The organism is Arcobacter caeni (assembly GCF_003063245.1).
Lineage (GTDB): Bacteria > Campylobacterota > Campylobacteria > Campylobacterales > Arcobacteraceae > Aliarcobacter > Aliarcobacter caeni.
Map to the genome: position 1 here is coordinate 58,339 of NZ_MUXE01000003.1, position 21,259 is coordinate 79,597.

The 21,259-nt window shown below is 27.5% G+C and carries 22 protein-coding genes and 1 other RNA gene; 10 read left to right on the plus strand and 13 right to left on the minus strand.

The features are described from left to right. Positions 1–4 precede the first annotated feature (4 nt). Entirely contained in the window at positions 5–625 is a 621-nt protein-coding gene (locus tag B0174_RS02785) for a DNA-binding protein (RefSeq protein ID WP_108558128.1), read from the plus strand. Positions 626–657: 32 nt separating this feature from the next. On the opposite strand, the gene ffs is transcribed toward B0174_RS02785, so the two are convergent. Further along, positions 658–754, minus strand: an RNA gene (ffs, locus tag B0174_RS02790) — signal recognition particle sRNA small type. 95 nt (positions 755–849) lie between these two features. On the opposite strand from ffs, the gene B0174_RS02795 reads away from it, so the two are divergent. Continuing rightward, complete coding sequence (locus tag B0174_RS02795; protein WP_108558129.1) at positions 850–1,257, plus strand: YqaA family protein; 408 nt, start codon at positions 850–852, stop codon at positions 1,255–1,257. Positions 1,258–1,474: 217 nt separating this feature from the next. Beyond that, on the plus strand, positions 1,475–1,888 hold the full coding sequence (locus B0174_RS02800) for a TOBE domain-containing protein (protein ID WP_108558130.1): 414 nt from the start codon (positions 1,475–1,477) through the stop codon (positions 1,886–1,888). A gap of 32 nt (positions 1,889–1,920) precedes the next feature. Here the strand turns inward: B0174_RS02800 and modD are convergent, their stop codons facing one another. The 9 genes from modD to B0174_RS02845 are packed head-to-tail and all read right to left on the minus strand — an operon-like array spanning position 1,921 to position 8,461. After that, the gene (gene modD / locus B0174_RS02805; protein ID WP_108558131.1) at positions 1,921–2,766 is read right to left on the minus strand and encodes a ModD protein; all 846 of its coding nucleotides are present in this window, start codon (positions 2,764–2,766) and stop codon (positions 1,921–1,923) included. Continuing rightward, on the minus strand, positions 2,759–3,427 hold the full coding sequence (gene modB, locus B0174_RS02810; protein WP_165790381.1) for a molybdate ABC transporter permease subunit: 669 nt from the start codon (positions 3,425–3,427) through the stop codon (positions 2,759–2,761). Before modB (B0174_RS02810) ends, modD begins: the two co-directional genes overlap by 8 nt. A 5-nt stretch (positions 3,428–3,432) precedes the next feature. Continuing rightward, entirely contained in the window at positions 3,433–4,140 is a 708-nt protein-coding gene (modA, locus tag B0174_RS02815; protein WP_108558133.1) for a molybdate ABC transporter substrate-binding protein, read from the minus strand. Beyond that, positions 4,134–4,940: a class I SAM-dependent methyltransferase gene (locus B0174_RS02820; protein WP_108558134.1), complete on the minus strand. Its 807-nt coding sequence runs from the start codon at positions 4,938–4,940 to the stop codon at positions 4,134–4,136. Before B0174_RS02820 ends, modA (B0174_RS02815) begins: the two co-directional genes overlap by 7 nt. Before the next feature lie 9 nt (positions 4,941–4,949). Beyond that, positions 4,950–5,804, minus strand: coding sequence for an ABC transporter ATP-binding protein (locus B0174_RS02825; RefSeq protein WP_108558135.1), 855 nt, complete (start codon positions 5,802–5,804; stop codon positions 4,950–4,952). After that, positions 5,801–6,502: a molybdate ABC transporter permease subunit gene (gene modB, locus B0174_RS02830; protein WP_108558136.1), complete on the minus strand. Its 702-nt coding sequence runs from the start codon at positions 6,500–6,502 to the stop codon at positions 5,801–5,803. Before modB (B0174_RS02830) ends, B0174_RS02825 begins: the two co-directional genes overlap by 4 nt. Continuing rightward, the gene (locus B0174_RS02835; RefSeq protein WP_108558137.1) at positions 6,495–6,896 is read right to left on the minus strand and encodes a TOBE domain-containing protein; all 402 of its coding nucleotides are present in this window, start codon (positions 6,894–6,896) and stop codon (positions 6,495–6,497) included. The genes modB (B0174_RS02830) and B0174_RS02835 overlap by 8 nt, the downstream gene beginning before the upstream one ends. Beyond that, positions 6,893–7,669 carry a molybdate ABC transporter substrate-binding protein gene (gene modA, locus B0174_RS02840; protein WP_108558138.1) on the minus strand — a complete coding sequence of 259 codons (777 nt, stop codon included), beginning with the start codon at positions 7,667–7,669 and terminating at the stop codon, positions 6,893–6,895. The genes B0174_RS02835 and modA (B0174_RS02840) overlap by 4 nt, the downstream gene beginning before the upstream one ends. 9 nt (positions 7,670–7,678) lie before the next feature. Further along, complete coding sequence (locus B0174_RS02845) at positions 7,679–8,461, minus strand: TOBE domain-containing protein (RefSeq protein WP_108558139.1); 783 nt, start codon at positions 8,459–8,461, stop codon at positions 7,679–7,681. A gap of 164 nt (positions 8,462–8,625) precedes the next feature. Here B0174_RS02845 and ppk2 point away from each other — a divergent pair, with 164 nt between their 5' ends. After that, a complete protein-coding gene (gene ppk2 / locus B0174_RS02850; protein WP_108558140.1) occupies positions 8,626–9,384 on the plus strand; it encodes a polyphosphate kinase 2 in 759 nt (252 codons plus the stop codon). Beyond that, complete coding sequence (locus B0174_RS02855; RefSeq protein ID WP_108558141.1) at positions 9,381–10,628, plus strand: MgtC/SapB family protein; 1,248 nt, start codon at positions 9,381–9,383, stop codon at positions 10,626–10,628. Before ppk2 ends, B0174_RS02855 begins: the two co-directional genes overlap by 4 nt. A 25-nt stretch (positions 10,629–10,653) precedes the next feature. Here B0174_RS02855 and B0174_RS02860 read toward each other — a convergent pair whose 3' ends face one another. Next, positions 10,654–11,550, minus strand: a complete 897-nt coding sequence (locus tag B0174_RS02860; protein WP_108558142.1) for an RluA family pseudouridine synthase — start codon at positions 11,548–11,550, stop codon at positions 10,654–10,656. 134 nt (positions 11,551–11,684) lie between these two features. On the opposite strand from B0174_RS02860, the gene purB reads away from it, so the two are divergent. From purB to B0174_RS02880, 4 genes are all read left to right on the plus strand, one after another. Further along, positions 11,685–13,013, plus strand: coding sequence for an adenylosuccinate lyase (purB, locus tag B0174_RS02865; protein WP_108558143.1), 1,329 nt, complete (start codon positions 11,685–11,687; stop codon positions 13,011–13,013). 12 nt (positions 13,014–13,025) lie between these two features. Next, the gene (locus B0174_RS02870) at positions 13,026–15,410 is read left to right on the plus strand and encodes a ribonucleoside-diphosphate reductase subunit alpha (protein ID WP_108558144.1); all 2,385 of its coding nucleotides are present in this window, start codon (positions 13,026–13,028) and stop codon (positions 15,408–15,410) included. 125 nt (positions 15,411–15,535) lie between these two features. Continuing rightward, positions 15,536–16,555 (plus strand): ribonucleotide-diphosphate reductase subunit beta, encoded by a 1,020-nt coding sequence (locus tag B0174_RS02875; RefSeq protein ID WP_108558145.1) that lies wholly within the window; start codon positions 15,536–15,538, stop codon positions 16,553–16,555. 707 nt (positions 16,556–17,262) lie between these two features. Next, complete coding sequence (locus tag B0174_RS02880; protein ID WP_108558275.1) at positions 17,263–17,646, plus strand: VOC family protein; 384 nt, start codon at positions 17,263–17,265, stop codon at positions 17,644–17,646. Positions 17,647–17,663: 17 nt separating this feature from the next. On the opposite strand, the gene B0174_RS02885 is transcribed toward B0174_RS02880, so the two are convergent. After that, positions 17,664–19,622, minus strand: coding sequence for a diguanylate cyclase (locus B0174_RS02885; RefSeq protein ID WP_108558146.1), 1,959 nt, complete (start codon positions 19,620–19,622; stop codon positions 17,664–17,666). 104 nt (positions 19,623–19,726) lie between these two features. Here B0174_RS02885 and B0174_RS02890 point away from each other — a divergent pair, with 104 nt between their 5' ends. After that, positions 19,727–19,987: a hypothetical protein gene (locus tag B0174_RS02890; RefSeq protein ID WP_108558147.1), complete on the plus strand. Its 261-nt coding sequence runs from the start codon at positions 19,727–19,729 to the stop codon at positions 19,985–19,987. Here the strand turns inward: B0174_RS02890 and B0174_RS02895 are convergent. Beyond that, positions 19,984–21,219, minus strand: a complete 1,236-nt coding sequence (locus B0174_RS02895) for an NAD(P)-dependent oxidoreductase (protein ID WP_228156406.1) — start codon at positions 21,217–21,219, stop codon at positions 19,984–19,986. The two genes, B0174_RS02890 and B0174_RS02895, sit on opposite strands and share 4 nt — an antisense overlap. Positions 21,220–21,259 lie beyond the last annotated feature (40 nt).

The window sequence follows — 21,259 nt, forward strand, 5'->3', positions numbered from 1 at the left end:
AACCTTGGAAAGATTAGTTACAACTTCACAAGCAGCTGAAATATTGGGCTTATCTTTACAAGGAATACATTATAGAATTAAGAAAGAACAATTAAAATCTATTAAAAAAGATGGAAAAACTTTTGTTTATATTAATGATGATGAAAAAGTGGAAAATACTCAAACTCAATCAAAAGTTAAATTATCTACATCACAATCTACTTTTGATGCCGTGCAAGCTGTTTTAGATGTTAAAAATGAACAAATTGACTTATTAAAAAAATCTATGAAATGGATGAAAAAACAGTACATTTCAGAAATTTTTAGATTAGAAAAAAATCAAAAAAGAATAATTGAAGTTTTTAATTCAGAAATAAAACTTTTACAAAGCGCATTTAATGAAATGCGTTCTATTTATAAACCACAAATTGAATCTAATTTAAAAAATCAAAAAAAAGAAGATATTGTTAATGATTTTATTACAGTAAAAGATTTTTTTGTTTTGATGAAAAGATATAATAAAACTGAACAAGAGATAAAATCAATGATTTTTAATGGAATAAAAGTTAATGATAAAAGATTTATTTATAATAAAGTTGAAAAAAAGTTGTTGATTTTGAATTCTGATTTTTTAGATTTAATTTAAAAATTGAGCAAAAAAAAAGAGTACCTAAGTACTCTTCTCCAGATACCCAAACACACCATTAAATGAAGTGCCTTGCTATGTTCCCATCCTGGGGCATTGCCTCAAATAACAATTGTAAAGGTCTAAAGAAGAGCATTCAAAATATTTGAAATATTCTCAATGCTTCTCTTTTAAGTTTGGAATTATATCTTAAAAATCTTTATATTATGCTTTGAAAGAATAAAATGATTTATTTAGTACTATTTACTACGGCTTTTATATCAGCAACTTTATTTCCACTTGGAAGTGAAGCTTTATTGATTTATGATATTTTTGCTGGTTATAATATATATTTATTACTATTTTTTGCAACTTTAGGAAATAGTTTAGGTTCAGTTGTAAACTATTATTTGGGTTTAAAAGGTGAAGAATATTTAATAAATAAAAAACTTTTGAGTGAAAAACTTATTTTAAAATCTAAAAATTATTTTGATAAATATGGTGGATTTTGTCTTCTTTTTTCTTGGCTTCCAATAATTGGTGATCCAATTACTTTTATTGCAGGAACTTTAAAATATGATTTTAAAAAGTTTTTGATTTTAGTAATAATTGCAAAATTCTCAAGATATTTATTTTTAGTTTGGGTAATTTAGTTTACAAATATTAAATTAAATAATTTTTTTAAGATATATTATTTTATTTTTTATTAATGTCAAATAAATTTTATTTTATTAAAAAAAGTTTTTTAAATATCGCTATATATGTACTTATATATACAACGATATAAAAATATATTTTTTAATTAAGCCATAATTTATAATAATAAGCCTAAAATCTGTGAATAAAATAACTAAATTAAAAGGAAATATTATGAAAACAAGTGCTAGAAATGAATTAACTGGGAAAATTACAAATATACTTGATGGTGCTGTAATGAGTGAAGTGAAAATCACTGTTTCTGCTGATGTAACAGTTAGTGCAACAGTAACTAAAGAAGGAATTCACTCTTTAGGAGCTAAGGTAAATGATAACATAACTGCAATCATTAAAGCATCTTCAATTATCATTACAAAAAATTTAGTAAAAACAACTGCTAGAAATGTATTAAAAGGAAAAGTAGTTGAACTTACAAAAGGTGCTGTAAACAGTGAAGTAAAACTTTCTATTGGAACAGGTGTTATTTCTGCAATTATCACAAATGATGCTGTTGAAGATTTAAATATCAAAGTAGCAGAAGAAGCTTATGCTATTTTTAAAGCTTCAAGTGTAATCTTAATCGCTTAATAAATGTAGGAAATATAGGGTTTTCCCTATATTTAAATAAGCTTTAATTTACTACTAATATCCGCCATTCCACAGTTATACACAGAACTTGTAACAATTCCATCTACACCTTTTTTAACATATTCTTCAACATTTGAAAGATTTATTCCACCAGCTGCTGTTATTTTTATATTTGGGAAGTTTTGATTTTTGTAATTTACAACTTTTTCTAACTCTTCTAAATTTATTTTATCAAGTTGAATTACATCAACTGCATATTTCATTAGATTTTTACTATCTTCAAAAGTATAACTTTCTACATTTAGTTTTTTTTCTGGAATTTTTGTTTTTATTCTTTTTAAATCTTCGTAAAATTCTTCATTGTTTTTATATAAAATTCTATGTCCATCAAAAAATAAAATTGTTTCTGATAAATTTAATCTATGAATTGTTGCACCACCACAAATTGTGGCTTTTATACAAAATCTTTTTGAAAAAGGAAAAGTTTTTCTTGTAGTTAGGAGTTCGCAAGATGGATTTATTTTCTCTATTTTTTCCTTCATTTGATCAGCATAAGTGCTTATTTTACAGCTATATTCCAAAAGAACTTGAGTTAATCTCCATGCTTTGTGAACATCTTCATAAAGCCCTGAAAACTTTAAAATAGTGTTTCCTTTTTCAACTTTATTTTTACTTTTTATAAAAAACTCAACTTTACAATCTAAAAGTTCAGCAATTTTTGCAGCTTCTTCACTACATGAAACAATAATATCTTCTCTTGTAAAAACTTCAATTTGAGCTTTTGCATTATTACAATTTTGTAAACTGGTGGTTAAATCAAAATATGGTAAATCATCTTGTATATATTTTTCTAATTCGCTTATTGATAAATTAAACATTTTTTCTCTTTTCAAAAAAATTTAGTGCTATAAAAAACAGCACAGAAATAAAGACTAGAATTCCACTTAAAATCATAGCTAGATTGTAATCTCCATCAAATACAGCATTATAAATCGCCAATGAAATGGTATCCGTTTTACCTATAATATTTCCTCCAAGCATCAAAGTGATTCCAACTTCTCCTAAAGCTCTAGCAGTTGAAATCAAAAGTGCAACTATCAAAGTATTTTTTATATTAGGAAGAACAACAAAAATAAAAGTTTTTATTTCACTTTTCCCACTAATATATGAAGCCTCTTTTATCGCACTTGGAAAAAGTTCGATACTAGCTTGTAAGGGTTTTACCATTAAAGGAAGTCCTGCTATAAATGCAGCAATTACAATTCCACTAAAACTAAAAATTAAAGATATATCAAATTCATAAAAGAATTTCCCAATAAAACCATTTCTTCCTAAAATTAAAAGTAGAAAAAATCCCACAGCAATGGGAGGAAAAATTAAAGGTAAAGTTACAATGGTATTAAGTAACCATTTGAATTTTAGATTTTTTTTAGCAAGTAAATAAGCTATTGGAATACCAATAAATATAAATAAAATAGCACTTACACTAATCGTTTTTAAACTCAATAAAAAAGGAGTTGAAATAAGTGCTAAATCCATATTAATTATAAACCGTATTTCTCAAAAATCTCTTTTGCAGTTTTTGATGTTAGGAATGTTGCAAATTTTTCACACTCTTTTGTATTACAACTTTCTAGTTTTCCAACAACTATTTCAATAGGTGTATAATATTTTTTATCAACTTTTATAAAACCACCAATATTATCTTTGTTTGCAATAGCTTCACTTAAATTTACAAAACCTGCATCCACTTCATTTGTTAAAATATAAGTCATAGCTTGAGGAACAGTTGATACAACTATTAATTTTTCTTTTACTTTTTCTTCCAAATTTGCATTTTTTAGAAATTGCGTTCCTGCTATTCCATAGATTGCTTTTTCAGAATCTGGTATTGTTATTTTTTTGATATTTTCTTTTGTTAAATCATTTATTGAAGTTAAACTTTTGTCTTTTGGATAAACAATTACCAATTCACCATGACCTAAAGTTATGAAATCTTTAAATGTTAAACCACTTTTCTCTACTAAAAAGTTTTTATCCCCAATAATTAAAGCAATATCTGTTTGTGTAGCTTGTGTGCTTACTTGTTTTAGATGTCCAAATATTGCTTCAACTTTTTCCCCATTTTTTTCATACTCTTTGATTACTTCCATTAAAGGTTTTTTATAACCAGCACCTGCTGCAATTTTTAAATCACTTGCACTTAAAACTAAACTTGTAGCTATTAAAGCTAATAATAATTTTCTTAACATTTTTTCTCCCATGAAATTAATGCCCATTTTATGTAATTGGGCGTTTTTATATATTTATATGTTGTTTCAAAATAGTTTTCCAATACAAGTTTCTCTTCATTTGAAAGTTCACCTAAACTCCAACTAACTCTTTGTATAAACTCTTCTTTATTTGAATTTTCAAATTTTGTATTTTCACTTAAAATAAAATCAACTTTTGCAAATATTCCCATACTATGCAAAACATTTACTAAATAAATATAATCAGGTCTTGGATAAATTTCTCTTTCTAGTTGATTTAGAATCTGTGTATCTATAAAACTTCCTCCAACCTTTGTAGTTAGGTAAACTCTTTTATTTGCTTTTGAGTTTAGTTTTATAAGTGCATCTTTTATATCTTTTACTTCCATTGACCTTGAAGCTACGACAATATCTGCTTTTGGTACATCATCCCAATTATCATCCCAAGATTTATGAATAGTGCTTATATTATTGATATTATTTAATTTACAATTATCTTCAACACAAGTTAACATTCCTTTTGAATAATCTAATGCATAAATTTTTGATAATTTTGAAGAAATAGCTAAAGATATGTTTCCAGGTCCACAACCAACATCTAAAATAGATGAGGCATTTGTTGTATCAATTTTATCAATAAAAGTTTTTGTATAAATACTTTTATGAACATTTATATTCATACTATTTGCTCTTTTATCCCAATCTTGACTACTTTTACTTTTAAAAGTTGAACTTTTCATTTGTTTTTTATAAAGTTCTGCAAAATCTAAAGCGTCTAAATTTGTTTGAATTAATCCCATAATTTTCCTTTATAAACCTTGGATTATAGGTGAAAATGCTTTTGTAGAAAGAGTTACTTTTTGCCCTATTTCTAGATTTAATACTTCATCTTTACTAATAACAACTTCAACTAATTGTTGACCAATTGAAACTATTGCTACATAAATTACATCAACTTTTACTATATCTAAAAGCTCACCTTCAAATGAAAATTTTTGGCTACCTTTTGTTTTTAAAAGTATATGTTTAGGAATTCCATCATTTATTATTTGTCCATAATTTAAAACTACTATACGATTTGCTAAACGATAAATTTCACTTGAATCATGACTTACCATGATTGTGGTTGTTCCAAATTCTTTATGTAAAGTTAGGATTTCATTTTGAAGTTTTGTTCTCATATCTGGATCAAGTGCAGATAGCGGTTCATCTAATAATAATATTTTTGGTCTATTCATTAAAGCTCGACATAAACTAATTCTTTGTTTTTGTCCACCACTTAATGTTTGTGGGAATCTATTTTTTAATTCTTCTAATTCTGTCATTTTTAGTAAATAATTAGCTAATTCTTTATCTTTATTTACATATAAAAGATTGTCAAGCACTGAAAAATTTGGAAATAAAGCATAATCTTGAAATACAAAACCAATATCTCTTTTTTGTGGAGCTAAAGAGAATTTATTATTTAACCAAATATCATTATCAATATTTATAGTTCCACTTGCTTCTTCCAGACCTGCTAAAATTCGTAAAAGTGTTGTTTTTCCGCTTCCACTAAATCCTGTAAGTGCTAAAAATTCCCCTTGTTTTATTTCAAGATTTATATTTAAATCCATCTCTCCATTTGCACCATAAAGTTTTTTATTTATATCAATTTTTATCATTTACTAAGTCCTGCAAATACTCTTTTTTGTTTTCCATTAAAAATATAAACACCTAAAAGTGTAAGAAAACTAAGAGTTATCATAATTGCACTATAAATATGAGCATTTGTATAATCCATAGTTTCTGTGAATTCATAAATAGCAATTGATGCTACTTTTGTTTCACCTGGAATACTTCCACCAATCATTAAAACAACACCGAATTCTCCAACAGTATGAGAAAATGTAATAATGATTGCTGTTAATAAAGCAGGTTTAATATTTGGTAGTGCAACTCTAAAAAGAGTTTCTAGTTTACTTTTACCACTTATATAACTAGCTTCAAGCATGTTTTTATTTATACTTTCTAATCCACCTTGTAAAGGCTGAACCATAAAAGGCAAACTATAAAAACAACTAGCAATTATTAAACCTGTGAAATTAAAAACCAATTTTATACCAAAATATTCTTGGAAAAACTGACCTATTGGTGAATTATGAGACAAAGAAACAAGTATATAAAATCCCAAAACAGAAGGTGGTAAAACAATAGGTAAAGCAGTTATTGCTTCTAATATAGGTTTAAATCTTGATTTAGTTTGGGATAAATACCAAGCAATTGGCAAACTAATTATAAACAAAATTAAAGTAGTAATTCCTGCTAATTTAAAAGATAGTATAAACGGTTCAAATTCAATATTTCTTAATATTTCAATCATTTAATATTTCCCAAATAGATAAATTACTCGCTTTTATCAAAATAGTCACTTCATCTCCAATTTGCAGATTCATCCTTTTAGATGAATCTACAGTTATAATACTTTCAAAAGTAGTGTCATTTTTTCTTAAAACCACACTACTTAATAATTGTCCATTTTCTAAACTTTCAATTGTTGCAACAATTTTATTTGATAAACTCAACTCACCTGATAAATTTTTACCAATAGAAATATTTGAAGGTTTAACCACAAGTCTTGCCTTTTTACCTATTTGTACATCATCATTTAAGTCTAAACTCATCATTTTTAAAGTTAATCCAAAAAAATCAAACTCAACAATATTTAAATTGTCAACATTATTTATTTTTGTTATTGTTGCAACAAATTGACTCATTTTACGATATATCCATAATCTTCAAATATTTTTTTAGCTTTTGCACCTAAAATAAAATCATAAAAAGCTTTTACTTCTTCTTTTTTATTGTTATCTTTAATTAATCCAACAAGGCTATTTGAATGGTCAATTATTACGATTCCTTGGTCAATTGAAGTATAAAGTTTTGGATCAACAGTTATCCAATTTTTATTCTCTTTATATTTAGTCATATTACCCTCATATAAAGATGATTTTGCGATAAAACCAACATCAGCAGCAGTAATAGCATAAGTTACAGCTTGTGAAATTGATTCTGCGAATACAAATTTACTTTCAACACCATTTCCTATTTTTGCATTTTTAATTGCTTCAACAGCAGCTGCTCCATAAGGTGCAGTTTTTGGATTTGCAACAGCAATTTTTGATATTGAACTGTCATTTAATACATTTATACCTTTTGAATAATCAAGCTCTTTTGAACTTAACATTGCTAATGCACCTTGAGCATAAATTACTGGAGCTGTTTTAGTTAATTTTTTATCAAATAATGCTTGAGGGAATTTCATATCAGCTGACATAAAAATATCAAATGGTGCACCATTTTCGATTTGTGAAACTAGTTTTCCACTACTACTTAATGTAACAATTACTTTTGTATCAGGGTTTGCAACATTAAATTCTTTTACTAATTTATCCATAGCGTAAGTAACATTTGCAGCTGCTGCAACAGTTATTTCACCAGCAAATATACTTGAACATAAAACCATAAATCCTAAGATTATTTTTTTCATTTTTTTTCCTTATTTTCCAATTATTACATCTGAGGCTTTTATAATAGCACTCACCTGTGACCCTTTTTCTATTTTTAACCTTTCAAGTGAACTTGAAGTTATTATAGAGGCAATTTTTTCGCTATTTCCAATATCAATTACTAATTCTGTATTAATTTCATCTTGATTAATAGAATCAACTATTCCATCAAATTTATTTCTTGCACTAATATTTAATGCAATATCTGTTGTAATTAAAACTGTGCTTGATTTAAAAATGGCTACCACATCATCACCAATTTCTAAATTTAGATTATTTGCTGCTGTATTTGTAATAACTGAAACAAGAGTATTTCCACTTTTTAATTTAATAAATACTTGTGCATTTATTTTCCCTCGTTCAATTAATTCAACAGTACCACTTATCTGATTTCTAGCACTAATTTGCATTGATAATTTCCTTATAGTTTTTAATGTCCCTGTATTAATATCTGTCATTTGACTTAAATTCTTAAGAAACTTTTTTTGCTCATTTCTTAAAATTTCAAAGGTTTTTATCAGATTCTCACCATAAGGTGTAAGTTTTGTTCCACCACCTCCAACTCCACCTGTTTCTCTTTGTACAATGGGTATTGTTGATAGATTATTCATAGCTTCAATGGCTTCCCATGCAGCTTTATAACTCATAGGAACTTCTTTTGCAGCTTTGCTAATTGAACCTGTTCTTTTAACTGCTATTAATAACTCAATTCTTTTTTCTAATAAAAAAGGTTGATTAAAAATCTCTAAAGTTAAATTTGATGAAATTTCCACATAAATCCTTTCAGTTATTTTATTTGTATATAACGACAAATAAAAAAATCTTAGCATTATATAACTTAATATATAACGATCATTTATGAAAAATGTAAATAATGAAAAAAATTAAGATAATATTAGAACTATAAAATTAATAAAAAATTATATGTAGGTTTGCAATGAAAAGAAAAAAATATAAAAAAGAGTTGTATGATTTACAAATCGAGCTTGTAAAGTTTCAAAAAGAAGTAATTGAAAAAGATTTAAAAGTTTGTATTATCTTTGAAGGAAGAGATACTGCTGGAAAAGATGGAATAATAAAAAGATTTTTACAACATTTAAGTCCTAGAGAAGTGAGAAGTGTAGCTTTAGGAATTCCCTCAAGTAGAGATAAAAAATCTTGGTATTTTCAAAGATATGTTCCTCATTTACCATCATCTCAAGAGATAATTTTGTTTAATAGAAGTTGGTATAACAGAGCTGGTGTTGAAAGAGTTATGAATTTTTGTACGGATAAAGAGTTAAAATGTTTTTTTAATGAAGTAAGTAATTTTGAACAAATGTTAAATCATTCAGGTGTTATATTTTTCAAATATTATCTTGATATTTCGAAAGATGAACAAAGATTAAGATTAAAAGATAGAAAAACAGATCCATTAAAACAGTGGAAAATAAGTCCAATTGATGAAAAAGCTGAAGAATCATGGGAAAAATATTCAAAAGCTAGAGACGATATGTTTATACGAACCTCTTTTGCTTATGCGCCTTGGTATGTTGTAAATGCTGATGATAAAAGAGAAGCTAGAATAAATGTAATAAAACATTTCTTATCAAATGTGGAATATGCTAAGAAAAATGAAAAACTTTTGGCCTTTGATAGAGATATTGTTTGTAAATTTGATCAAATTTGTTATGAAAAAGGTTTAATTAAAAAATGATTATAGATTCGATATTAACACATTTTGTTTTAACTATTTTATATAGTTTTTTAATCGGTTTAGAAATAAGAGCTTATAAACTAAAATTTCATTCAGATGATGATAATGAATTTTTTGGAACAGCTAGAACCTACACTTTTGTTGGTGTATTAGGATTTGTTTTATATAAAATTGAACCAATTAATTTTTCTATTTATATTATTGGGTTTATTGGAATTACTGCTTTATTTACTATTTTTTATTACAAATTATTGAATGAAAAAAAACATAGTGTTGTTTTATATTTAGTTTTATTAATTGTTTATAGTTTTGGTCCTCTGTCAAATCTTTTTCCTTTTTGGTTTCCATCTTTGATTTTTGTTGTAACAATTTTTTTATTAAATGCAAAAAATAAAATATTTAGTTTTAATATGAATATAAATATTTATGAGTTTGAAACCTTAGGTAAAATGGTTTTACTTTCAATTGTAATTCTTCCTTTACTTCCTCAAGATAAACTAATACCATATTTAGGTATTTCTCTTTATAAAATCTGGTTAACAGTTGTTGTTATTTCTGCGATTTCTTATGCTGGATATATTGTACAAAAATATCTTTTTCCATCAAAAGGTATTTTTTTAACAGGTTTAATTGGTGGAACATATTCCTCAACTGCAACAACGGTTGTGTTATCAAAAAAAGCTCAAACTTCAGAAAAAAACCACATTATCACAGCTTCAATAATAGCTGCAACTTCTGTTATGTACATAAGAATATTGGCAATTTCAGCTATTTTCAATATGGAAGTAGCAAAAACGATTTTCTTACCATTTTTATTTTTTGTATGTTTAACAGGAATAGTTACTTATGTTTATTATAAAAAAGCATCAAAAAGTATAAATAATTTTGAAGTTACAGATGCAAATCCTCTTGAATTAGGTACGGCATTTATTTTTGCAATTTTATTTGTGATTACTATGATGGTTACAAATTTTGTTATTGAGAATTACGGAACAAGTGGATTACATTTTTTATCTACAATTGTAGGTTTTGCAGATATTGACCCATTTATTTTGTCTCTTTTAACTGGTAAATATGCAATTGAACCCTCACAAATCGCATCAGCTATTATAATATCTGCTGGGAGTAACAATATATTAAAATCAATTTATGCTTTGTGGTTTGGTAAAGATAAAACAATTTCTTCTTTTATTTGGTTGGTTATTTTGGGAGTTTTAACAATGTTGGTAGGGTTTTTGATATAAATCCTCTACCTTTTTGCAGAGTTAATTAATTTATAAATTGTTCATAAAGGTCTTTATTTTTAGAGAATATTTTATAAGTAACATCTTTGAAAGTAAATTCCAAATAATTCGCATGTAGCCATAATCTATTTGATTTTGTAACTTCAAATCTATCCTCTTCACTTAAAGTTTTATTTAGATAATTTTCAGCATTTTCATCATCAACACCATAAATTGGATCACCTAAAATTCTGTGCCCCATTGAATATAAATGAACTCTAATTTGATGCTGTCTTCCTGTTAATGGGATTGCTTCAATAAGTGTTAAATCTTTTTCTTTGTTGTATTTTATGGGTTTTATAATAGTTACAGATTCTTTTCCATCATCACAAACTTTCATTCTAACCCCAATTACTAACCCTTCTCTATCAAGTCCTTTGTTGATAGTAATCTCTTCTTTTATATGTCCTTGAGCAATTGCTAAATATGATTTATGATATTTCTTTTCTTGAAACATCTCTTTTAGTGCTATTTCACTTTTTTTGTTTTTCCCAACTATTATTAAACCCGATGTTTCGGCGTCTATTCTATGAATTAAATTTGCATCTTCTCCAAAATGAAACCTGATTTCATCAAGTAAAGAATAAGGTGTATTTTTAGAAATAGGATGAACCATTAAGTTTGTTGGTTTATCAAAAATTGCAAAATCATTAAACTCAATTAAAGGTTTTAAACCCCTAGAAATACCTTCAAAAACAGCAATATAAATATAATCAGTAGGAATTGTTTCACCTGTATTTATGGTATTCATATTTTCATCAAAAATTCTTCCTTTGGATGTTAATCTTTGTCCTACTTTTGGGTCTAATCCTAATTCATGAATTAAAAATATTTGTATTTTTTTACCTATAATTGCTTTATGTTTTTTGAGTGTAAATGGCAAGTTTTCGTCCTGTTCTTTTTTGGAAATATGTTATTTTTTAATTTTAGATTTTGTCTTTTTAGATACAATATCATACTTAAATAAATAACAATTTTTAATAAAAATTCATAAAAGATGATTATAAGGGACATTATATGGTTGAAAGATACTCAAGAGCTGAAATGACAAAACATTGGACTCAACAAGCAAGATATGCAGCATGGCTTGAAGTTGAAAAAGCTGCTGTTAAAGCATGGAATAAACTAGGACTTATCCCTGATGCGGATTGTGAAAAGATTATTAAAAATGCAACTTTTTCAGTTGAGAGAATTGAAGAAATCGAAGCGGTTACCAAACATGATTTAATAGCTTTTAATACAAGTGTAAGTGAGAGTTTAGGTGAAGAATCAAGATGGTTTCACTATGGAATGACTTCGTCAGATGCTGTTGATACAGGTGTTGCTATTCAAATGAGAGACTCGTTAAAAATCATCATCGAAGATGTAAAAATGCTAATGGAATCAATCAAAAAAAGAGCATTAGAGCATAAAATGACTTTAATGGTTGGAAGAAGTCATGGAATTCACGGTGAACCTATAACTTTTGGATTAACTTTAGCAGTTTGGTATGATGAGATGGCAAGACATTTACTTAACTTAGAGCAAACAATGGAAGTAATCGCAGTTGGTCAAATCTCAGGAGCAATGGGTAACTTTGCTCACGCACCACTTGAACTTGAAGAGTATGCAATGGCTGAATTAGGTTTAAAATGTGAGCCTTGCTCAAACCAAGTAATTCATAGAGATAGATATGCAAGACTTGCAACTACTTTAGCATTAATTGCATCTTCAATCGAAAAATTCGCAGTTCAAGTAAGACATTTACAAAGAACAGAAGTTTATGAATGTGAAGAATATTTCGCAGTTGGTCAAAAAGGTTCGTCTGCAATGCCACATAAAAGAAATCCAATTTTAACTGAAAATATAACTGGACTTGCAAGAATGATAAGAGCATATGTAGCACCAGCAATGGAAAATGTTGCACTTTGGCATGAAAGAGATATTTCTCATTCATCAACGGAGAGATTCTGGTTACCAGATGCATTTATTACATCTGATTTTATGTTACATAGAATGAATAGTGTTATTGCAAATTTATCAGTAATGCCTGAAAATATGATGAAAAATCTTAACTTAACGGGTGGATTGGTTTTCTCTCAAAGAGTATTATTAGAACTTCCATTACAAGGTGTAAGTAGAGAAGATGCATATAGAATCGTTCAAAGAAATGCAATGAAAGTTTGGGAAGAAATCCAACAAGGAAAATCAACTACAAACGAAAAAGGTGAGTCTTTATATCTTCAATATTTATTGGCAGATGATGAATTAAGAACAAGTTTAAGTGAAGAAAAAATTAGAGAGTGTTTTAATTTTGATTATTACACAAAAAATGTTGATGGAATATTCAACAGAGTTTTTAAATAAAAGGCTATATCAATGGGAATAATGATTAAAAAAAGAAATGGTCGAAAAGAAGTTTTAGATATTACTAAAATTCAAAAAATGACTATTGAATCAACAGCTGATTTAGATGGTGTATCTCAAAGTGAACTTGAACTTGATGCTCAAATAAAATTTATTGATGGAATGAGTTCTTCTGATATTCAAGATGCACTTATAAAAACAGCAGTAGAAAAGATTGATATTGATGTTCCAAATTGGACATTTGTTGCAGCTCGTCTTTTTATTTTTGATTTATACCATAGAGTTGGAAAAGCAACTCATGGGATAAAAGGTGAACCATATTGCCATTTAAAAGATTATTTAAAATATGGAAAAGATGCAGGAAGATTAATCCCAAATCTTGGCGAGGGTTATGATTTAGATGAGTTAGATAATTATATTGATTCATCAAGAGACTTTTTATTTAATTATTTAGGAATTAAAACTTTATACGATAGATATTTAATTAAAAACAATAAAGCAGAACCAATAGAGTTACCACAACATATGTTTATGGCAATTGCGATGTTTTTAGCTCAAGATGAAGTTAATAAACAACAATGTGCAAAAGAGTTTTATGATGTAATTTCTAAATTTGAAGTTATGTTAGCAACTCCAACTTTATCAAATGCTAGAACAAACAGACACCAATTATCTTCTTGTTATATTGGAAGTTCTCCTGATAATATCGAGGGAATTTTTGATGGTTACAAAGAAATGGCACTTTTATCAAAATTTGGTGGAGGAATCGGTTGGGATTGGAATCAAATCAGAGCTTTAGGTGGTGTTATTGATGACCATAAAAGTGCAGCTGGAGGAACGGTTCCATTTTTAAAAATCACAAATGATATTGCAATTGCTGTTGATCAACTAGGTACTAGAAAAGGCGCAATTGCTGTTTATATGGAACCTTGGCATATGGACATTGTTGATTTTATAGATTTAAAGAAAAACTCAGGTGAAGAAAGAAGAAGAGCGCACGATTTATTTCCTGCTTTATGGATTACTGATTTATTTATGGAAAGAGTTTTAGAAGACTCTTATTGGACTTTATTTGATCCTTATGAAGTAAAAGATTTAAGCGAATGTTATGGTGATGAATTCAAAGCTAAATATATTGCTTATGAAGAAGATTCAACTATTACAAAAAATACAATGAAAGCAAAAGATTTATGGAAAAAGATTTTAACTTCATATTTTGAATCTGGAAGTCCATTTTTATGTTTTAAAGATACAGCAAACAGAGCTAATCCAAATGCACATGTTGGGCATATAAGAAGTTCAAATTTATGTACAGAGATTTTTCAAAATACAAATCCAAACCACTATAAAATCAAATTAGAGTTTATGGATGGAACAATTTCTACTTATGAAGAAGAAGATTTAATTGTTGTTGATGGTGGAATCACTAAAAAAGCAAATAAAGTTTCTGCCCTTGATAGCGTAAATGGAAAAAGAGTATTTATCGTAGAAAAAGAAAAAATAGATGGTGATACAGCTGTTTGTAATCTTGCATCTGTAAACCTATCAAGAATCAATACAAAAGAAGACATAGAACGAGTTGTTCCAATAGCAGTTAGAATGCTTGACAATGTTATTGACTTAAATTTTTATCCACTTAGAAAAGTAAAAGCTACAAACTTAAAATCAAGAAGTATTGGTTTAGGTGTTATGGGTGAAGCTGAAATGTTAGCTGAATACAAACTTGTTTGGGGATCAAATGATCACTTCAAAAAGATTGACCAAATTATGGAATCAATTTCATATAATGTTATCAAATCAAGTTCAGATTTAGCGAGTGAAAAAGGTATTTATCCAACTTTTAAAGGTTCAAATTGGTCAAAAGGTATTATGCCTCATGATCACGCTCCTCAAGCTGTAAATGCTCTTGTAGATAAAGATTTATTTGATGCTTCTTATGATTGGGATAATTTAAGAGAAAAAGTAAAAAAAGATGGAATGAGAAATGGTTACCTAATGGCAGTTGCTCCAACTTCATCTATTTCAATTCTTGTGGGAACTACACAAGCAATAGAGCCAGTTTATAAAAGAAAATGGTTTGAAGAGAACTTATCAGGATTAATCCCTGTTGTTGTTCCAAAACTATCTCCTGAAACTTGGAATTATTATACACCTGCTTTTGAAATTGACCAATTACAAGTAATTAAAGCAGCAGCAATCAGACAAAAATGGATAGACCAAGGTCAATCTACAAATATTTTCATGAGCCTAGATAAAGCAAGTGGAAAACATTTACATGAAATCTATACATTAGCTTGGAAATTAGGACTTAAATCAACATATTATTTAAGAAGCCAATCACCAGAAGCAAAAAATGATGTAGAAGATAGAAGTATGGAATGTAGCGGTTGTCAATAAGTAGATGATAAATTATTTTAGGATAATTATCATGGCACAAAAAAAAGATTTAAAAACAAATATGTTTAGAATTGAATTCTGTATTTTCGGATACTATGTAAAATTTATGGCAAAAAAGGCTTGAAATGGAAAGAAAAACCATATATAACCCAGACTCAAAAGAGAGTCTAAACGATAGAAGAATTTTTGGTGGAAATAGTGATGGTATGATTAACTTCACAAAAATGAAATATCAATGGGCATTAAATCTTTGGGATACAATGGAAGCAAATACATGGTTTCCAAGAGAAGTTCAAATGACAGGTGATGCAAAAGATTATAAATATCTTACTGAACCTGAAAAAAGAATGTATGATTTAGTTTTATCACAACTTATTTTTATGGATTCTTTACAAACAAATAATCTAATGGACAACATAAATCCATATATCACAGCTCCTGAAATAAATGCTTGTTTATCAAGACAATCTTATGAAGAAGCAAATCATAGTAAATCTTACGCAGTTATGGTTGAGTCTATTTCGGATAATTCAGACCAAATTTATGATATGTGGAAAACAGATTTAAAACTAAAAGAAAAAAACAATTATATTGCAACTGTTTATAAAAACCTTTCAGGTCATGTTACAGATGAAAAAATAGTATTAGCACTTTTTGCAAATCAGATTTTAGAGGGATTGTATTTTTATGCAGGTTTTGCCGCTATGTATGCTCTTGGAAAATCAGGAAAAATGCTAGGAAGTTCACAAATGATTAGATTCATCCAAAGAGATGAAGTAACACATTTATTACTTTTTCAAAATATGATAAATTCAGTTAGAAAAGAAAGACCAGATTTATTTACAGCTGAATTAGAAGAAAAAGTAAGAGTAATGTTTCGAAAAGCCGTAGAATTAGAATCATCTTGGGGTTCATATATCACTCAAGGACAAATCCTAGGTTTCACAGATGCAATAATAAAACAATATATTCAATACCTAGCAGATAAAAGATTAGATGCAGTTGGATATAAACCAGAATACAATGTAAAACACCCTATTCCATGGGTTGATGGATACGCATCTTTTAATGACCAAAGAACCAACTTCTTTGAAGGAAATGTTGTTAATTACAGTAAAGGTTCAATCGATTTCGACGATTTTTAAAAAGATTATGTGACGAAGTTTTAAAACTCCACATGATTTAAAAGTAATTTTTAAGAAAATTAAATAAAGGTCATTGATATTATAAGACCAATGACCGATAATTGTTTGTTTAGTCGCTGACAGTCTATCGGAATATTTCTTAAAATTTTTTGACATTTTGTTTAATTATTGGAATTGCTCAAATTGAGAAGAACTATTTGAGCCCAAATAATTCAATTATTAAATGGAAGAATTATGGCAAAACAAATTGAAAAAAGACAAAAATATATTTTAGATATAATTAAATATGTAATTAGTAGAGTATTAGTATATATAATTATTAGTAATTTAGAAAATGTATCTATATTTTCTTAAAGAAAGAAAAAATTAAAAGAAGCAGTAACAGGGGAGTGATTAATTCCCCCTTTCGTTAATATAATTTAATCGCGAAGATTAAAAATATTAACAGTAATACTGCTAACTTAAAAAACATGTTTACCCTTTTACTGGCACTCCCACCCAACACTACCCACAAGATAAAAAAAAAGGCAAGAGAAAAAATCTCTTGCCTTTCAGTGCCATTCTTTGGGTAATCACTCCCATTAAATAAACATGTCTTTAAGTTGAATGAATCTTAACATAATTTAATAAATGTGTCAATAAATATTATTTCAATAACAAACTTTTTAGTTAAAATACTATTAGAAAATAGTTGGAGAAAAATTAAAATGATAAAAATAAGCCATTTAGACCACTTAGTTTTAACAGTAAAAGATATAGATAAAACAGTAGATTTTTATATAAAAGTTTTGGGTATGGAAAAAGAGATTTTCAAAGGCTCAAGGGTTGCTTTAAAATTTGGTAATCAAAAGATTAATTTACACAAGCTAGGAGCTGAATTTGAACCAAAAGCATTTAATGTGAAAGATGGTAGTGCTGATTTCTGTTTTATCATAAATACGCCTTTAAATAAAGCCAAAAACTATATAGAATCTTTTAGGATAGAGATTGAAGAGGGAATTGTAAATAGAACAGGTGCTTTAGGAGAAATTGAATCGATTTATCTTAGAGACCCTGATAAAAATCTAATTGAACTATCAAACTATAAATAAAGAGTTTTATAAATATTCTAACTTTCATAAATAACAACTCTATTTCTACCACTATTTTTTGCTTGATAAAGTGCGGTATCTGCTTGATTTAGTAATTCATTTATATTTATATCTTCAGTATTTGTAAGAGTAACTCCAAATGAAGCTGCAAATCTTACTTCTTCATTTAAAGAAGAAAGAACTTTTGCTTGAGTTATTGCAATTCTTAATCTATCAGCAATTTTTTGAGCTTCTAAAATACTTGTTTCAGGAAGTAAAATAGCAAATTCTTCGCCTCCCATTCGACCTACAATATCAATTTCTCTTAAAATAATATTACAAACATTTGCAATTTCTTTCAAAACCAAATCACCAGTATGATGTCCATATTTATCATTTATGTGTTTAAAATAATCTATATCAAACATAATAAGAGAAAATTCTCTACCGTATCTTTCTTTTCTAAGTAACTCCATTTGAGTTTGTTCTATAAATGAACGACGATTATTTAAACCTGTTAAATAATCAGTGTAGGCTTGTTTTTCTAAATCAACACGATTTTCTTTATTTTCTATGGCAATTGCTGCTATATTTGCTGCAAAATTGATTCGTTCAATATCGGCTTCATTTGGTTTACTTGGATTTTTATGATAAATTGCAAATGTTCCTAAAACTTTTCCATTTGATGCTATTATTGGTTCAGACCAGCATGATCCAAGATTTGCTTGTTTTGCAATTTCTTTGTATGGTTGCCAAAATTTATGAGTCATAATATCATCAACAATTACTCTTTCTTTTATCATAGCAGCCGTTCCGCAAGAACCAATTCCAACACCTATTTTAAGACCATCTATTGCATGATTATAAAATTTAGGAAGTCTATTTCTAATACTATTTATTAGATGGTTACCTTCTTTGTCTAATAACAAAATACTACAAAGTGACTCAGAATCTTCAAATTCAATAGTTCGTAATATCTCTTCTAAAACATCGTTTAATTCAATACCTTTAGCAACTAAACCAAGAATTCTATCATGAGCTCTATTTCTTTGTTCACTTTTCCAATGAATTGTAATATCACTAAAATTGAATAGTTTTTTATCAGCAATTGAAGAAACTCTAATAAGTACATGTCGATAAGTTCCATCTTTACATTTTATATTTACTTCAAGCTCAGAAGATGAAATGGCATTTTCATAGCTATTTTCTAGGTTCTTGTACCAAGGATTAACCTTTTCTTGCCTATATTTTGTATTTGGAAATGCCTTTTTAAGCCATATATCTAAAGTAGGAATATCTTCTTTTTCATAACCAAATAATCTTGTAAATTGGTGATTAAGATATTCTATTTCTCCTTTTTCGTTTGACCATCCAATTCCATTTGGAGAAAAATCTAAAATATCAGATAAATGTATTACTTTTTTATTACTATTAAGCAAATTTTTTTCAAGTTCATTATGCTCTAATTTAGATAAACCATTTTGTGCTAACATTTGAGCCATGCTAACTATACATTTCATTAAAGATTCAATTTTTTCTTTAGAAACAATTGGAACTTCTTTTATTGCTTCAATATAAGATTTTTTATCAAAATTAAATTTTTCACTTTGTTTCCCAAAAGATACTAAATTAGGTGATTTTATTAAAACTTGCCCTAAAAATAGAGTTGCTAATCTATGCCCTTTAATTATGATAGGTGTTGCATAATCGATTAATCCATTTTTACATAAAGAAGTTGCAATTTCATTTTCTTTTATATTTTTTATTAATTCGAAATTACTTTTTAAACAATATTGCTTACTCAAAGGATTTACTCTATGAAAATTTTCGCATACATTTATCCATCCAGATTGTGAAATGACTTCACCATCTATTGCTAATAAGCCATTTGGAATTCCTGTTGCAGAATAAAAACTATCTAAAACTTTTGAAAATGCAACAACATCTACTAAATCGCAGAATTTGTAATTTGTTATAGTTAAATCATTTAAAAGCATGTTTTCTCTTTCATTTGTCTATTTAAAGTATACTCTCATTATTCTTTTTTTGTATAATAGAAACTTCAAAAATATTATTAAAAAATAAATAAGAGGATTAATTAATGTCAAAAGAAAGAATAAAAGATTTTATTGATAAACAACTTGAAAATTTAGAGGATACTATTTATAAAATCGAAGAAGATAAGAACCATATTTATGCTATTTTTACTGAAATTTTAAGTGAAAATGCAAATATTGAGATTACTTTTAAATTATTAGATGAAGTTTTATATATGCACTCTATTACTTATGGTTGGAAACCAGTGGAAAAAGGTGTAGCGAATAAATATTTTTGGATTGAATTATTAAAAACAGAAGCTTAAATAGCAACTGTTTTTGGAGGAAGATTTGAAATGAATTCTTCAATTGATATTGCAACTCTTTTTGAAAATGCCACAGCTTCAACAACTGTTCTAGCACCAGTTACAACATCACCAGAAGCAAAAACACCTTTTCTTGCAGTTATTCCATTTTCATCACTTTGAAGTAAACCATTTTCACCTAAAGATAATCCAGTATTATTTTTAACAATTAAATCTCGTGCCGTTTGACTAATTGCTACCAAGATTGAATCTGCTTCTTCAAAACATTCTTCGTTAACCTCTTGATTTGTTGTTATGTAACGAATACCTTTTTCTGTTAGTTCTAAAGGTAAGCTGTGAAGTTTGAATTTAACTCCATCTATTTTAGCATGGTCTTTTTCAATTTTTTCAGCAGGCATATCTTCTTCACCTTTTCTGTACATAATTGAAACATCATTAGCCCCATTTCTAATAACCGTTCTAGCAACATCCATGGCTACATTTCCAGCACCAATAACAACAACCTTTTTACCTAATTCATAAGCTTTTGGTGTTTTTAAATAATCAATAGCAAAATGTACATTTCCTAAACTCTCACCTTTGATTCCAAGTTTCTTTGGAGCCCAAACACCTGTTCCTATAAAAATTGCATCAAAGCCATCTCTTTGCATATCATCAAGAGTGATATGTTTACCAATCATGATATTTTTTCTAATTTTAACGCCCAATTTTTTTAGATTTACTTCAATTTTATCAAGTATTGTTTTATCAAGTCTAAAATCAGGAATACCATATCTTAGAACGCCACCTATTTGTTCATTTCCCTCGTATATTGTTACATGGTAACCTTTCATTGCCATCATCATTGCAAGACTAATTCCAGCTGGTCCCGAACCTATAATTGCTAAATTTCGTCCGTTTGGAGTTGGTTTTTCAAATTCTCTGTAATTCATATAATAAGTTGAAATATAGTTTTCAATTCCACCAACATTAACAGGGACAGATTTCTTATTTAAAATACAGTGTCCCTCACAATGTTTTTCGTGTGGACAAACGAGTGAACAAATAATTGATAAAGGGTTATTTTCAAAAACTTTTTCTCCAGCTTCTTTTATATCTCCACTTAAAAAAAGTCTAATCATTTCTGCTATTGGAGTACCAACAGGACAACCAGTTTGACATCTTGGTTTTTTACAATCTAGGCAAGTTTGTGCTGAATTTATTATATGTTGCATTTTATTCTCTTTAGTAATTTCTTTCTAATTATAACAAATAAATTAAATTTTTAAATTA

Coding starts and splice junctions, on each gene's coding strand:
- B0174_RS02795 (WP_108558129.1), top strand. CDS start 850: ATGATTTATTTAGTACTATTTACTACGGCTTTTATATCAGCAACTTTA.
- B0174_RS02800 (WP_108558130.1), top strand. CDS start 1,475: ATGAAAACAAGTGCTAGAAATGAATTAACTGGGAAAATTACAAATATA.
- modD (WP_108558131.1), bottom strand. CDS start 2,766: ATGTTTAATTTATCAATAAGCGAATTAGAAAAATATATACAAGATGAT.
- modB (WP_165790381.1), bottom strand. CDS start 3,427: ATGGATTTAGCACTTATTTCAACTCCTTTTTTATTGAGTTTAAAAACG.
- modA (WP_108558133.1), bottom strand. CDS start 4,140: ATGTTAAGAAAATTATTATTAGCTTTAATAGCTACAAGTTTAGTTTTA.
- B0174_RS02820 (WP_108558134.1), bottom strand. CDS start 4,940: ATGGGATTAATTCAAACAAATTTAGACGCTTTAGATTTTGCAGAACTT.
- B0174_RS02825 (WP_108558135.1), bottom strand. CDS start 5,804: ATGATAAAAATTGATATAAATAAAAAACTTTATGGTGCAAATGGAGAG.
- modB (WP_108558136.1), bottom strand. CDS start 6,502: ATGATTGAAATATTAAGAAATATTGAATTTGAACCGTTTATACTATCT.
- B0174_RS02835 (WP_108558137.1), bottom strand. CDS start 6,896: ATGAGTCAATTTGTTGCAACAATAACAAAAATAAATAATGTTGACAAT.
- modA (WP_108558138.1), bottom strand. CDS start 7,669: ATGAAAAAAATAATCTTAGGATTTATGGTTTTATGTTCAAGTATATTT.
- ppk2 (WP_108558140.1), top strand. CDS start 8,626: ATGAAAAGAAAAAAATATAAAAAAGAGTTGTATGATTTACAAATCGAG.
- B0174_RS02855 (WP_108558141.1), top strand. CDS start 9,381: ATGATTATAGATTCGATATTAACACATTTTGTTTTAACTATTTTATAT.
- purB (WP_108558143.1), top strand. CDS start 11,685: ATGGTTGAAAGATACTCAAGAGCTGAAATGACAAAACATTGGACTCAA.
- B0174_RS02870 (WP_108558144.1), top strand. CDS start 13,026: ATGGGAATAATGATTAAAAAAAGAAATGGTCGAAAAGAAGTTTTAGAT.
- B0174_RS02875 (WP_108558145.1), top strand. CDS start 15,536: ATGGAAAGAAAAACCATATATAACCCAGACTCAAAAGAGAGTCTAAAC.
- B0174_RS02880 (WP_108558275.1), top strand. CDS start 17,263: ATGATAAAAATAAGCCATTTAGACCACTTAGTTTTAACAGTAAAAGAT.
- B0174_RS02885 (WP_108558146.1), bottom strand. CDS start 19,622: ATGCTTTTAAATGATTTAACTATAACAAATTACAAATTCTGCGATTTA.
- B0174_RS02890 (WP_108558147.1), top strand. CDS start 19,727: ATGTCAAAAGAAAGAATAAAAGATTTTATTGATAAACAACTTGAAAAT.